This is a genomic window from Methylotenera sp. G11, assembly GCF_000799735.1.
GTDB lineage: Bacteria > Pseudomonadota > Gammaproteobacteria > Burkholderiales > Methylophilaceae > Methylotenera.
The window spans coordinates 2,197,660-2,212,227 of the sequence record NZ_JUHH01000001.1; the positions used below are offsets into that span (position 1 = coordinate 2,197,660).

The 14,568-nt window shown below is 52.5% G+C and carries 13 protein-coding genes; 8 read left to right on the forward strand and 5 right to left on the reverse strand.

All coding sequences use genetic code 11. The features are described 5' to 3' along the window. Nucleotides 1-7 precede the first annotated feature (7 nt). A complete protein-coding gene (gene coaBC / locus GQ51_RS10245; RefSeq protein ID WP_200884417.1) occupies nt 8-1,183 on the reverse strand; it encodes a bifunctional phosphopantothenoylcysteine decarboxylase/phosphopantothenate--cysteine ligase CoaBC in 1,176 nt (391 codons plus the stop codon). Between the two features lie 78 nt (nt 1,184-1,261). Here coaBC and GQ51_RS10250 point away from each other — a divergent pair, with 78 nt between their 5' ends. The 5 genes from GQ51_RS10250 (at nt 1,262) to GQ51_RS10270 (ending at nt 6,426) form a co-directional block, all read left to right on the forward strand. Further along, a complete protein-coding gene (locus GQ51_RS10250) occupies nt 1,262-2,026 on the forward strand; it encodes a hypothetical protein (protein ID WP_047552585.1) in 765 nt (254 codons plus the stop codon). Nucleotides 2,027-2,059: 33 nt separating this feature from the next. Next, nucleotides 2,060-2,734 (forward strand): RadC family protein, encoded by a 675-nt coding sequence (gene radC, locus GQ51_RS10255; protein ID WP_047552588.1) that lies wholly within the window; start codon nt 2,060-2,062, stop codon nt 2,732-2,734. Between the two features lie 31 nt (nt 2,735-2,765). Next, a complete protein-coding gene (locus GQ51_RS10260) occupies nt 2,766-4,028 on the forward strand; it encodes an MgtC/SapB family protein (RefSeq protein WP_047552591.1) in 1,263 nt (420 codons plus the stop codon). A 46-nt stretch (nt 4,029-4,074) separates the two neighbouring features. After that, complete coding sequence (locus GQ51_RS10265) at nt 4,075-6,144, forward strand: carbon starvation CstA family protein (RefSeq protein ID WP_047552594.1); 2,070 nt, start codon at nt 4,075-4,077, stop codon at nt 6,142-6,144. 90 nt (nt 6,145-6,234) lie between these two features. Then, on the forward strand, nt 6,235-6,426 hold the full coding sequence (locus GQ51_RS10270; protein WP_047552597.1) for a CstA-like transporter-associated (seleno)protein: 192 nt from the start codon (nt 6,235-6,237) through the stop codon (nt 6,424-6,426). A gap of 146 nt (nt 6,427-6,572) precedes the next feature. Here GQ51_RS10270 and lgt read toward each other — a convergent pair whose 3' ends face one another. Next, a complete protein-coding gene (lgt, locus tag GQ51_RS10275; RefSeq protein WP_047552599.1) occupies nt 6,573-7,358 on the reverse strand; it encodes a prolipoprotein diacylglyceryl transferase in 786 nt (261 codons plus the stop codon). A 131-nt stretch (nt 7,359-7,489) separates the two neighbouring features. After that, nucleotides 7,490-7,714, reverse strand: a complete 225-nt coding sequence (locus GQ51_RS10280; RefSeq protein WP_047552602.1) for a hypothetical protein — start codon at nt 7,712-7,714, stop codon at nt 7,490-7,492. Nucleotides 7,715-8,137: 423 nt separating this feature from the next. On the opposite strand from GQ51_RS10280, the gene ilvD reads away from it, so the two are divergent. The 3 genes from ilvD (at nt 8,138) to GQ51_RS10295 (ending at nt 11,604) form a co-directional block, all read left to right on the forward strand. Continuing rightward, nucleotides 8,138-9,988: a dihydroxy-acid dehydratase gene (ilvD, locus tag GQ51_RS10285; protein ID WP_047552605.1), complete on the forward strand. Its 1,851-nt coding sequence runs from the start codon at nt 8,138-8,140 to the stop codon at nt 9,986-9,988. Nucleotides 9,989-10,096: 108 nt separating this feature from the next. After that, on the forward strand, nt 10,097-11,020 hold the full coding sequence (locus GQ51_RS10290) for a D-hexose-6-phosphate mutarotase (RefSeq protein ID WP_047552608.1): 924 nt from the start codon (nt 10,097-10,099) through the stop codon (nt 11,018-11,020). A gap of 257 nt (nt 11,021-11,277) precedes the next feature. Continuing rightward, a complete protein-coding gene (locus tag GQ51_RS10295) occupies nt 11,278-11,604 on the forward strand; it encodes a c-type cytochrome (protein ID WP_047552611.1) in 327 nt (108 codons plus the stop codon). Nucleotides 11,605-11,688: 84 nt separating this feature from the next. Here the strand turns inward: GQ51_RS10295 and GQ51_RS10300 are convergent, their stop codons facing one another. Then, a complete protein-coding gene (locus tag GQ51_RS10300) occupies nt 11,689-13,104 on the reverse strand; it encodes an amino acid permease (protein ID WP_047552612.1) in 1,416 nt (471 codons plus the stop codon). 141 nt (nt 13,105-13,245) lie between these two features. Continuing rightward, nucleotides 13,246-14,550 (reverse strand): M18 family aminopeptidase, encoded by a 1,305-nt coding sequence (locus GQ51_RS10305; RefSeq protein WP_047552615.1) that lies wholly within the window; start codon nt 14,548-14,550, stop codon nt 13,246-13,248. Between the last annotated feature and the right edge of the window lie 18 nt (nt 14,551-14,568).

The window sequence follows — 14,568 nt, forward strand, 5'->3', positions numbered from 1 at the left end:
GCTTTATTTACAGCATAGCGCTGATATGCTGCAGCAGTAATCCAGCTACGGATTTCTTGGGTAGCATGGGCAGTGGGTGTGCGCCTGCATCATCAAGCAGGGTCACGTTGTTGGTGTCTAGTCCCATGCTGTCGTTCATGAGGTTGGCAACGATCAGCGGCAGTTTTTTTGATGTGCGTTTGGCCTCTGCGTATGCGAGCAGGTTTTCAGATTCTGCAGCAAACCCTACACAGAACGGCGGGCTTGGCAAGCTGGCGACCTCGGCTAGAATATCCTTGTTGGCTTTCAGTTCTATTGTAAGTGGTGACTTACTTTTCTTGATTTTCTGTGTGCTGGTTTCAGTTGGGGAATAGTCGGCAACCGCTGCTACGCTGATAAAAATATCCTGTGCGGCAATGTTCTTCATGACGCTTTGGTACATGGATTCTGCACTGGTCGCGGAGATGAGTTTTACACCGGATGGCGGTTTTAGTGCGCTGGCCCCGCTTACCAGCGTAACATCCGCGCCCATTTCCAGTGCTGCCTGAGCGATGGCGTAACCCATTTTTCCGGAGCTCAGGTTGGTGATGGCTCGTACGGGATCTATCATCTCCAGTGTGGCGCCTGCGGTCACCAGTATTTTCTTGCCTTTGAGTATTTTGGGCTGGAAATGCGCCTGGATCAGGTTCAATAGCTCATCGGCCTCAAGCATGCGTCCCAGGCCGGTTTCGCCACAGGCTTGTTCACCGCTGCCTGGCCCCAGGATGCCGATGCCATCCGAGTCCAGCAACGCAATATTGCGCTGCGTTGCCGGGTTTTCCCACATCTGCTTATTCATGGCCGGGGCGATCAGTAATGGGCAATCACGTGCCAGGCACAGGGTCGAGAGTAGATCATCGGCGTGGCCATGTGCGAGTTTTGCAATGAAGTCAGCACTTGCCGGTGCAATGATCACCGCATCTGCGGCGCGGCTTAACTCGATATGCGGCATGCCATTTGCAATCGATGCGTCCCACATGTCTTTAAATACCGGTTTGCCTGAGAGTGCCTGCATCGTGACCGGAGTGATGAATTGGCAGGCGGCTTCGGTCATGACAACCTGTACCTCTATATTGGCCTTAACCAGCAGACGGACAAGTTCAGCTGCCTTGTAAGCGGCAATGCCCCCGGTAATGCCCAGCACGATGGATTTGTGAGTTTGCATATTCGCAGCAATTTATGTAATGCTTGCATTTTAACCCAGATTCCGTGCCTGGAAACCCCTGTGAAAGATTGATGGATTATGTGGCGTAAGTTGAGGATTGCTATTCTGCTGTTAATTCTGGCAACGGTTGTGCAGCAGGTCTGGCTGGATAAAGTTGACCTGGCCTGGAAGCGCAATTTTTACGTCGCTGTGTATCCTGTGAATATGGATGGCAGCGCAAAGGTGGGTGCTTACTTACGCACGCTGACAGCCGCGGATTTCGAGCCTGTTGCTGAATATTTTGCTGAAGAAGCCGCGCCGTACCAATTGGAGCTGCGGCGACCGATTGAGATACAGTTGGGGGCGCCGGTAAGCGAAGCGCCACCGGCACCGCCTACCGATAAAAGCGTGTTAAGTACGATTATCTGGAGCCTGAAATTCAGGTTTTTTGCCTGGGCAAATAGCCCTGAAGTCGGCGTGAAACCTGATATCCGCATGTATCTGCTCTATCACGATCCTGCAACCCAATTCGGATTAAGCCATTCCACCGCATTAAGCAAAGGGCGTATCGGGCGCGTCAACCTGTTTGCCGACACTGGTTATCATAAGCAGAACCTCGTCATACTGGCGCATGAGTTGCTGCATACATTGAATGCGACTGATAAGTATGATCTGACGACTACCCTGCCTGTTTACCCGGATGGCTATGCGGAACCCGGGAAAAACCCGCTTTACCCGCAGGACTTCGCAGAATTGATGGGCGGGCGCATTCCGCAAAGTGAGACAAGTGCAGAAATTCCAAAAAACCTGGGACAAACGCTGATTGGCGACATGACTGCGCGTGAAATCGGATGGTTGCGATAATCGGATGATTGATGGGGAGGCGAAAGCGTTAAAATGGCGATTACGGATTGGCCAGCCAGCGAGCGGCCGCGTGAAAAACTGATTGAACAGGGTGCTGCGGCACTGTCGGATGCCGAGCTGCTGGCTATTTTCCTGCGTGTAGGCGTTGTCGGGAAAAGCGCGGTTGATCTCGCGCGCGACCTGCTGAGTGAGTTTGGCAGCCTTAACGGCATTTTTGCAGCAAGTGAGCAAGCGCTGAGCCAGGTGCACGGCATAGGCAGCAGCAAGTATGTGCAGCTGCAGGCTATTTTCGAGATGAGCCGTCGCGCGTTGAGTGAGCAGTTGCAGCAGCGTGATGTCTTTGAATCGCCGCGGCAGGTCAGAGACTATCTGGTGCTGAAGCTGGGCGGCTTGACCCGGGAGGTGTTCCTGGTGATGTTTCTGGATGCGCAGAACAGGTTGAATGCGACTGAGGAAATGTTTAGTGGTACGCTTACGCAAACGAGCGTCTATCCGCGCGAAGTGGTGAAACGCGCCATGCATCATAATGCTGCCGGTGTCATTTTTGCACATAATCACCCATCCGGGGTCGCAAAGCAAAGTGCGGCAGATGAAGCATTGACCAGCCAGCTGAAACAGGCACTGGCTTTGGTGGATGTACGCGTACTGGACCACTTTATCGTGGCGGGCAACCAGACCCTGTCTTTTGCCGAACGCGGCCTGCTGTGAGTCGTGTTGAATTGGAGAATGGAAAACTGGCATGATCATCGATAATGCACATTGGATCAACCTGGCGGTCGCATTAGGCATAGGCTTGCTGATCGGTTCAGAGCGCGAGCGCAGAAAGGCGGCTGCCGGAGAGCGCAGAAAAGATGGTGCCGGCAGCAGTACGGTAGCCGGAATCAGGACTTTTACCATTGCATCGCTGCTGGGTGCGGTAAGCACTGCGATCGACCCGTGGCTACTCATGGTATCGATCATCTGTGTGACTGTATTTGTGACAGCCGCCACTTTTGTCAGTAAAGATGACAATCCCAGCCTGACGACAGAGGTGAGTCTGATATTTACGGTGATCCTGGGCGGGCTGGCGATGAGTGAGGCAGGGCTGGCCGCCAGCCTCGCCGTGGCTGTTGCAATATTGCTTGCAGCCAAGGAGCCGATTCACTGGTTTGTGCGCGGTGCCGTTACCAAGGATGAAATGAATGATTTCTTCATACTTGCTGCCGCAACGCTGATCGTGTTGCCGGTTGTTCCGAACGCGCTGATCGGGCCGTTTGATGCGATCAATCCGCGTAACTTATGGCTGATTGTCATTCTGGTCATGTTCATCGGTGCAGTCAGCCATCTTGCGTTACGCCTGTTCGGCGGTAAAATCGGTTTGCCGGTCGTAGGCCTGGTATCAGGATTCATTTCCAGCATCGCCACGGTCGGCGCCATGGGAACACGTGCGCGCAAAACGCCTGAGCTGATGGCTGCTGCGGTTGCCGGCGCCACGCTTTCGTGCCTGTCTACGGTTTTGCAGCTGAGCCTGCTGCTTGCGGCCATTCATCCACCGACACTGTATGCGCTTGCCGGCCCGTTGGTCTTTGGTGGGGTGGCTATCTCTATCTATGGATTGGTCGTGACCTTAAGTTCGTTTCACCAGAATGGCACTGAAATGGCCAACCCGGGCCGGTCATTCAGCATCAAAACGGCAATCATGCTGGCGGTAGTCATTGCCCTGGCGCTGCTGGCTTCTGCGGCGCTTAATGCGTGGTTCGGCCAGGCGGGCTTGATTCTTGCCTCGGGCGTGGCGGGGCTCGCTGATGCCCATGCTGCTACAATCTCGGTTGCATCGCTTGCGCTTGCAGGCAAGCTCGCCGTAGCAGATGCTGCCGTGCCGATATTGGTGGCATTCTCAGTGAACGCCAGCTCCAAAGTGATCGTGGCAGCCCTTACCGGCGGGCGTGAATTTGTACGCAAGGTGTCTTTTGGCATCATTATCCAGATTGCTTCAATCTGGATTGCATGGTGGGTGTTTTAGCTGCAGTGCTCAATATTTGCTTAATTTTTACCTTAACTGAATCATTATGAATAAAAACCTCAAAACAATTATGTGGCTGGCTGTGGCCTTGCTGGGTGCATTTGCTGTAGCGGGCATCGCACTTAACCGTGGCGAGAGCATCAATGCCTTATGGATCATCACGGCAGCAGTGTGTATCTATGCCATCGGTTATCGCTTTTATTCGGCATGGATTGCCGCCAGGGTTCTGGTGATAGATGAAACCAGGGCTACGCCTGCAGAACGCCTGGATAACGGGCGTGATTTTGTTCCAACCAACAAATGGATCGTGTTCGGGCATCACTTTGCGGCGATTGCCGGGCCTGGTCCGTTAATCGGCCCGACACTGGCTGCGCAATTCGGTTACTTGCCCGGCACACTGTGGATATTGATTGGTGCAGTACTGGGCGGCGCCGTGCAGGATATGGTGACCCTGTTTTTCTCAACGCGCCGTAACGGGCGCAGCCTGGGGCAGATGGCGCGTGATGAGATTGGCGCGGTAGGGGGTACGGCTGCGCTGATTGGCACCTTCCTGATCATGATCATCCTGATTGCGGTACTGGGGCTGGTGGTAGTGAATGCGATGAAACACAGCCCATGGGCAACGTCTACGGTGGCTGCGACAATCCCGATTGCGATGATCGTCGGGATTTATATGCGCAATATCCGGCCGGGACGCGTGCTGGAAGCTTCCATGATAGGCGTGGTGCTGCTTCTGCTTTCAGTATGGGGCGGTGGCTGGATCAGCAATCATGAAACCTTGCGCGCATGGTTTGACCATGACGGCCTGCCGTTGGCGTATGCGATCATTGCCTATGGCTTTGCCGCGGCAGTGCTGCCAGTCTGGCTGCTGCTGGCGCCGCGTGATTATCTGTCTACGTTCATGAAGCTGGGTACGATCCTGTTGCTGGCGATTGCGATTGTCATCCTGCGTCCGGAGATCCATATGCCTGCGGTTACGCAGTTTATCGATGGTACCGGGCCGATTTTTGGCGGCAAGCTGTTCCCGTTCGTATTTATTACCATTGCCTGCGGCGCGATTTCCGGTTTTCATGCGCTGATCGCATCAGGAACCACGCCAAAGCTGCTTATGAATGAACGTGATATCCGCATGATAGGCTACGGCGGCATGCTGCTGGAAAGCTTTGTCGCGATCATGGCGATGATTGCGGCAACCGTGCTGGAGCCAGGCATATTTTTCGCAATTAACAGCCCGGCAGGCGTGGTTGGCAAAGAGGCGGTCGATGCGATTGCTAAAATCAACAGCTGGGGATTTGCTGTCACTGTAGAGCAGATGCAGCAACTGGCCGCAGACATGGGTGAGACCACCCTGTTCGCAAGAACCGGTGGCGCACCCAGCCTGGCGGTCGGTATGGCCAGTATATTCGGCAGTGCATTCGGCAGGCACCTGCTTGCACTGTGGTATCACTTTGCGATCATGTTCGAGGCGATTTTCATATTGACGACACTGGATGCCGGTACCCGCGTCGGGCGCTTCATGCTGCAGGATATGCTGGGTAATTTCAATAAAAAACTCGGCGAGACCTCTTACATGCCATCCGTAGTTTTTACCAGCAGCGTGGTGGTGGCAGGTTGGGGCTACTTTTTATATATCGGTGTGATCGATCCTAATGGCGGCGTCAATATTTTATGGCCATTGTTCGGTATTGCGAACCAAATGCTGGCTGCGATTGCCTTATGTGTAGCAACGGGAATCCTGGTTAAATCCGGCAAACTGAGGTATGCCTGGGTAACTGGGGTGCCATTGCTGTGGCTGGTGATCGTGACTACAACGGCCGCTTACCAGAAGGTGTTCAGTGCCGATGTCCGTGTAGGTTTCCTTGCTGCTGCAGATGACATGGCGGCAAAGCTCTACAGCGGTGCATTGCCCCCGGAAAAAGCCGCAGTAGCGCCACAGCTGATATTTAACCAGCACCTTGACGCGTATCTGACCTTGTTTTTTGTGGTGGTGCTGTGGGTGGTCATTGTCGATATGCTGCGCTTATGCGTTCGATACCTGGCTGGCAAGCGTGTGCCGAAGTTATCTGAAGTGCCGCATGAGCCGAGCAGGATGGTTGAAGATTGGGTCAGGGATTAATAGTGGCTTTTATCCATGCATTTTTGTGCGCTTTGCATTCCCGCCGCTGTATTTACAGAGAGGCGCCCAAATGAATAGGAATACCGTGTAATGTTGAAAAAGATCAAACATTTGTGGCATATCATCCGCCGGCTGGCGGGTGACGATGCATATGAGCAGTACCTGAAACATCACGCCGAGTTTCATCAGGCCACGGTAGATGCACCGCCTCCGCTATCGCGCAAAGAGTTCTTCGAGCTGTGGCAGGACAACAAGTGGAAAGGTGTGAAGCGCTGCTGTTAAAGCCTGCGTTTTGAATGACGCAGAATCTTCCGCGGCGTAAAGTCGGCCTGGGGAGACAGCGCGCCAGATGATGCGCTGCTAATCCGGTGCTGACTCTGCGGCGAGCAGGCCAGTTGTGGCATCAACAAGTTTAGGGCTGAATTCGGTTATCGCGAATTTATTTTCTGGCTGACAATAAACATCGCAATCCCGATGATCACCATCGGTAAACTTAACCACTGGCCCATGCTCAATCCCATAGACAATAGACCTAAATAGTCGTCAGGCTCGCGGGTGTATTCAGCCAGAAACCTGAAGCTGCCATAGCCGATCAGGAATAATGCGGAGACAGAACCGGTCGCGCGTGGTTTTGATGAATAGATCCAGAGAATCAGGAACAGCACTACGCCTTCAAGCGCAAATTCGTAAAGTTGTGACGGATGCCGCAGCAGATTATCTACGCGCGGAAATACCATGCCGAAATCAGCGTTGGTGACTCTGCCCCATAATTCGCCGTTGATAAAGTTGCCCATACGGCCTGCCCCTAGGCCGATGGGTACCAGGGGCGCGACAAAATCCATGATCTTGAGCCATCCTATGTGGTATTTCCTGCTGAAAATCCACATCGCAGCCAGTACGCCAAGGAACCCGCCGTGAAAGCTCATGCCGCCTTGCCATACGGCAAAGATTTCCGCCGGATGCTGGGAAAAGTAATCGAACTGATAGAACAGTATATAACCAAGACGGCCGCCGATAATGACGCCAAGCGCACCAAAAAACAGGGCGTCATCGAGCATCGGCACAGTCCATCGATGCCAGCTGCGATGGCTGATCTGCCATTTGCCCAGCGCCAGGAACGATAAGAACCCGACCAGATACATCAGGCCATACCAGTGGATACCAAAAGAGCCGAGATGGATGGCAACGGGATCGAATTGTGGGTGAACGAACATGAGGGTCAGCTTCTTGTGAACAGGCGGTAATTTTACCTAAAATTTACATAAAGGCTAATTTAGTCACTGGATAATTACATCAGATAGCTTTGGTGGCTTGAAAATGATGCCGGGTTTTCCGGCAAATGCCGCTAGTGCATGAGCCTGGCCAGCAGGCGGCTGATACAGTGGGTATTGTTCCTGATCGGGTGTGTGGCAATGTAATTATGGATCGCCAGCAGTGTGCATACTGAAGCAAGCGCTATCCCCAGCCACTGAACCCAATCGATACGCCTCATCAATAATGGCGCTGCAATCGGGCGAATCGCATTGTGTTGAAGAACGCACAGCTCCCGGTTAAGCCAGGCGGGAATCATCAGGTAAAAGCATATGAATAGCAGGATACCCAGGAAGACATAGGTTTTTCATGTGCCGCTGCCGTGAACAGGCGAGCGAACCGGTACCAGGTGATCTGGTGTCGGGTGCTGTCGCCGGCCATGACTGAGGGACATAAGTTCCTTTGCGGGTGTTGGTAAGACTGAGCCTGGCCTGGATGCGGCAAGGTAATGCTATCAGGTCGCTTTCCTGATTCGCTATATCTCTCTAACTAAACATAGCGAATCAGGGCGGATTACTAATTCGCAGCCATTCTACGGTATAGCCATCCTGGATTCATCACTAGTATTGGTGATGAATTGTCTGAAATAAGCGATCTTTCATCATATTTCTTTGGCTAGTTGGCGTCAGCTAGTCTAAAATTACATATTTATTGAATCTTCAGATAATTACGGATTTTTATCATGCCAGTCTATCGTTCACGCACTACTACTCACGGTCGCAATATGGCGGGTGCACGCGCACTATGGCGTGCTACCGGCATGAAAGATGGCGACTTCAACAAACCTATCATTGCGGTTGCCAACTCATTCACGCAATTCGTACCTGGTCACGTGCATCTGAAGGACATGGGGCAGCTGGTTGCGCGCGAGATTGAAAAAGCGGGCGGCGTGGCAAAAGAGTTCAACACCATTGCGGTGGATGACGGTATTGCCATGGGCCATGGCGGCATGCTGTACAGCCTGCCTAGCCGTGACCTGATTGCTGACAGCGTCGAGTACATGGTGAATGCGCACTGTGCGGATGCGCTGGTCTGTATCTCGAACTGTGACAAAATCACGCCGGGCATGCTGATGGCAGCATTGCGCCTGAATATACCGGTGGTGTTCGTATCCGGCGGCCCGATGGAGGCCGGCAAGGTGAGCTGGGGCGGCAATACCCATAAACTGGACCTGGTCGATGCGATGGTTGCCGCGGCGGATGATAAAGTGAGTGATGCCGAATCTGAGGCGATTGAGCGCTCGGCCTGCCCAACCTGCGGCTCATGTTCAGGCATGTTCACTGCCAACTCCATGAACTGCCTGACCGAGGCGCTCGGCCTTAGCCTGCCGGGTAACGGTTCTACCCTGGCAACGCATGCAGCACGTAAAGAGCTGTTCCTGAAGGCTGGCCGTTTGATCGTTGAACTGGCAAAGCGTCACTATGAGCAGGATGACTACAGCGTGCTGCCGCGCAGCATTGCCAACCTGAAAGCATTTGAGAATGCCATGAGCCTGGATGTTGCAATGGGCGGTTCAACCAACACAGTGCTGCATCTGCTGGCTGCCGCGCATGAGGCAGGTGTTGACTTCACGATGAGCGATATCGACCAGATTTCACGCAAAGTGCCGTGTGTAAGCAAGGTGGCACCGGCGACCGCCAAATACCATATGGAAGACGTGCACCGTGCCGGTGGCGTGATGGCGATTCTGGGCGAACTGGACCGTGCAGGTGTGATTCATCGCGATACGCCAACCGTGCATACTGCAACAATGGGTGATGCGCTGGATCAGTGGGACATCAAAGTTACCGATAATGAAGATGTGAAAAAATTCTATCGTGCGGCACCTGGCGGCGTTGCGACTACGATTGCGTTCAGCCAGAGCATGCTATACCCGACACTGGATGATGACCGTGCGGAAGGCTGTATCCGTGATAAAGAACACGCTTATTCACAGGATGGCGGCCTGGCCGTGCTGTATGGCAATATCGCGCTTGATGGCTGTATCGTCAAGACTGCCGGTGTGGATGACAGCATTTTGAAATTCACCGGCCGCGCACGTATTTTTGAAAGCCAGGATGCTGCGGTTGAAGCGATTCTGGCGGATAAAATCGTAGCGGGTGACGTAGTGGTGATTCGTTACGAAGGTCCACGCGGCGGCCCAGGTATGCAGGAAATGCTGTATCCGACTTCCTATTTGAAATCCAAAGGGCTGGGTAAGGCATGTGCGCTGCTGACAGATGGCCGTTTTTCTGGCGGTACCTCAGGCCTGAGTATCGGTCATGCTTCACCGGAAGCGGCGGAAGGCGGCGCTATTGGACTGGTACAGGAAAATGACACGATTGAAATCGATATTCCTAACCGTACCATTCATCTGGTCGTGACGGATGAGGAGTTGTCACACCGCCGCACTAAAATGGAAAATAAAGGTAAGGATGCATGGAAACCGGTGAATCGTGAGCGTGCGGTTTCCCCAGCCCTGCGTGCTTATGCGGCAATGAGCACCAGTGCTGCACGTGGCGCAGTCCGCGATGTATCGCAAATCGAGAAGTAAACATAGCCGTCATCATTGGCCGCCATCAGGCGGCCAATTTAATTTTAAAGCAAGGGGGCTTTTATAAATACATTTATGGAAGTGCCCGTAAGTTCAGAGTAAAGCTAAATGACACCAACGAGTGCAGTAGAAAAAATTAATCCGGTCGCCGAGGCGGAAAACTATCATGTCCGATTTATTCGTGACGAAAGCGGCCTGGATTATATCGAAATCGATAATGCATTAGCCACCGCAAAAATTGCATTACAAGGCGCCCATGTCACGGCGTGGCAGCCAAAGTCGCAGCCGCATCCGGTATTGTGGCTATCAAGCAATGCGCGCTATGTGCCTGGTCGTTCCATCCGCGGTGGCATCCCGATCTGCTGGCCATGGTTCGGCGCACATCCGACAGACAGCACACTTTGCCCGCATGGTTTTGCCCGCGTGATGCCGTGGCAGGTGGTCGATGCTGAAACGCTGAATAATGGTGCAACCCGTATAGAACTGCAAATGCTGGAACCGGCTGAATCGAAACGGCAGCTTTCCTACCCGCATCTGCTCACCGTTACTATTACGGTAGGTGAGACTTTAAGGCTTGATCTTGCAACCACCAATAAAGCAGACCACCCGTTCATGGTGGGCGAGGCGCTGCATACTTATTTTCAGGTGAGTGATGTGGCGACAATCCAGATTAAAGGCCTGGAAGATACGCTTTATGCAGACAAGGTGTTTAATTACGAGCGTCGCGTAGAGAGCAGCGATGTACAGTTCAGCGGTGAGTTCGACCGCGTTTATCTCAACACCAATGTCGATTGCATGATTCATGATGCAGGCCTGAATCGCCAGATCCGCATTTCAAAATCCGGCAGTCAGTCAACGGTGATCTGGAACCCGTGGGAAGAAAAGGCAGGCCAGATGGTTGACATGGGCAAACCGGATGAGTGGCGTGAGATGATCTGTGTGGAAACGGCGAATGCGCTGGAAAACTCGGTGGTGATCAGCCCAGGCAGAACGCACACCATGTCGGTTGAATATCGCGTAGAGACGCTCTGATTCCTGCTGGCCTCGTTTCTGGTATCGACGGCGTTTTTCGGGTATTAAAAAAATCTGCATTGCGTGTCAACGTCTGCTGGTAGCCCGGCGTTGAGTGCTGACGAGAGGTTTCGGATTTATCAGGTTTGCTTGATCAATTTTATCGAATTTAGTCGTAGTTATTTGATTTAGCTCACTTGTTAAAATTTTAATAATGGGTATTATTAAAACGTTGTAAATTAAATAATTATTATTAAGCGTTAATTTAAGGAGATAGCATGAAAGCTTTATTATTAACAATCGCTGCTGCTGGTTCTATGTTTGTTGCAGCACAGGCTAACGCGGTGGATGCTGCGGCAGCTCAGGCCCTGGCACAGAAGAGCGGCTGTCTGGCCTGCCACAGTGTCGATAAAAAAGTGTTAGGCCCATCATACAAAGATGTTGCTGCTAAATACAAAGGCGATAAAACCGCTGAAGCAAAACTGGTCGAGAAAGTTAAAAAAGGCGGTAGCGGTGTTTGGGGCCCTATGCCTATGCCAGCTAACAGCCCACAGGTTAAAGATGCTGACATCAAAACGATTGTAGCCTGGGTTCTGTCTATGTAATTCAGTCTCGGATTTTAAATTCCGGATTCTAAAAAGCCAGCGATTAAGCTGGCTTTTTTATTGGCTATTGGCTGTAATAACTTGTTATTTTGTTTTTTTATGCAGCAGATTCAGCTTGCTGTGATGCATTGAGTAAATAAAATAAAATACAATGCCCACGATTATCCATAAGATGAATCTATGCCAGGTACTTGCCGGCAGGAACGCCATCAATGCGCCGCATGAAATAATGCCCAAGACTGGAATCAATGGGTTCCACGGGTTTTTAAATGGACGATGCAGTTCTGGCTGGCGAATACGCAGCACGATCACACCGACGCACACCATGACAAAGCTTGCTAAAGTTCCGATGTTCACAGTCTCTGCCAATTCCCCTAGCGGAATGAAACCTGCAACTAGGGAAACGATAAATCCACACATCAGGATGATGCGTGTAGGTGTTTTCCGCTCCGGATTGACTTTTGAGAAAACCGGCGAGATCAGCCCGTCGCGACTCATCGCGAACAGAATCCGGGTCAGGCCATAGAGCAATACCAGCAGCACGGTGATCAGGCCTGCAAGTACGCCAGTTGCAACTAGCGTAGATGACCAGGTGTGACCTATTTTAGTCAGCGCATAGGCGACTGGCGATGACACGTTAAGTTCGGTATAAGGGACGATTCCTGTCAGCAGGCCAGACACAATGATATAAATGATCGTACAAAAGGTGAGAGAGGCAATCAGCCCGATAGGCAAGTCGCGTTGAGGGTTTTTTGCCTCATCTGCTGCAGTGGAAACTGCATCGAAACCGAAATAGGCAAAAAATACTAAAGATGCACCAGCAAGCACGCCGATATTTTTACCATTTTCCAGGGTGCTAAACCAACCATAAGGCATGAATGGCTGCCAGTTGTCCGTATTCAGGTGCATAGACGCTAATGCAATGAAAATGGCGATCGTGGATAGCTTAACGATCACAATGATATTGTTGAAACGTGCGCTTTCTTTAACACCGATGCTGAGCAGAATTGTCAGTATCCAGATAATAAGAAAGGCTGGAAGGTTGATGAGGCCGCCCATTACAGGGGCTTTGGTAAGGCTCTCCGGCAAATGTATGCCAAAATTGCTGAGCGTGTTGATAAAGTAACCTGACCAGCCGTTGGCAACTGCGGCGGCACCAACTCCGTACTCTAAAAGCAGAATCCAGCCCATTACCCAGGCAATAAACTCGCCGAAAGCAACATAGCTGTAACCATAGGCACTGCCTGAACCACCTACAGAGGCCGCCAATTCCGCATAGGCCAGTGCAGCAAACCCTGAAGCGGCACCTGCGATTATAAAAGACAGTACGACAGCTGGGCCAGATTGTGTTGCCGCAGCAATGCCGGTAAGCACAAAAATACCGGTACCGATTGCGCAGCCAATGCCCAGCAATGCCAGATCAAATGCGGATAGGCATTTTTTCAGCCCGCTGTCCGAGTGGGCGACGATTGATTTGGTGCGCATAAGCTGCTTGAGCATGGATGTGTCCCTTATAGGTTCTTCTTAACTTAAAATACCAGTAATGAGGTAAATGTTACAAGATGTTAACAATCGCTAACCTGCAATCGTAAACATTAAGAGGAGCCTGGTCAATCAATACTTAGCGGCAGCCTGCGGTCACTAGCTGTTGAACAAAGCGCCTAGTATCGCGATCATGTATCCATGGTCAAGCACCCCCGCACTTTCGCGTATGCTATGCATGGCCCACATCGGTGAACCTACGTCGACGCTAGGCACGCCCAGGCTGGATGCCACGATGGGTCCGATCGTGCTGCCGCAGCCCAGGTCGGTGCGGTGTGCGTATTGCTGATAAGGTACGCCGGCACTTGCGCAGAGTGTGATGAAGCGTGCTGCGGTATCTGCATTGGTCGAATAGCGCTGGTTGGCATTGGTTTTGATCACCGGGCCTTGGTTCACCTGTACGTGGTGGCAGGGTTCATAAGCGCCAGCGTGGTTGGGGTGGTAGGCATGCGCCATATCGGCGCTGATAAAGAAGCTCTGCGCCAGGGCGCGCAGCCTGTCTTCTGCACCCAGCCCTGTATTTGCGGTAATGCGGTTGATGGTGTCAGCCAAAAAGCTTCCGCTGGCGCCGGTTGCACTTTCACTGCCGACTTCTTCATGGTCGAACAGGGCGCAGACACTGGTTGAATCCGGGTTTTTGGCAGCCAAAAGCGCCGTGACCGCTGCATGGCATGAGGCTAGGTTATCGAGCTGGCTATCGGCGATAAACTCCTGGTTGGCACCCCAGAATGTGCCTTTCTGGGTGTCGAATACATTTAACTCGAAAGTGAATATCTCTGCTGCATCGACGCCGAGTGATGCAGCGATAAAAGCCAGGAATTGTCGGTCGGCAGCAACCCCATCTTCGCTTTCTGCAAAAAGCAGCGGTAATCCGGTCTGCTTGTTGAGCACCAGGCCTTTATCGTTCACCTCGCGGTTCATGTGGATGGCGAGGTTAGGCAGGCGCATCAAGGCGTTATCAAACTTGAGCAGCCTGGTCTCATGGCCGGCAGGTGTGCGCACCGTCACACGCCCGGCAATGCTTAGGTCGCGGTCGGTAAACGTCGCCAGGATCGGGCCGCCGTAGACCTCAACGCCGATGCGTAACAGGCCGTCACCGCTGAATGCCGCATGCGGTTTCAGGCGCAGGCCGGGAGAATCCGTATGAGCGCCGACGATGCGGAAGCCGGTATCAGTGAGCGCCTGTTTGCCGAGGGTGAAGGCGATGATCGAGGCACCGCCGCGCGTAACGAAATAACTTCTGCCAGCTTCCAATTGCCACGCATGCGCTTCATTCAGCGCCGTGAACCCAGCCGTGGTGAGCTGCTTTTCAACGGTATTGACTGCATGCCATGGGCTGGGACTGACATCAATAAAATCCAGCAGGTCTTGCGCGGCTGTACGGGCTTGGTCCGAGATTTTCATGATGTAGAGTGTTCCAGT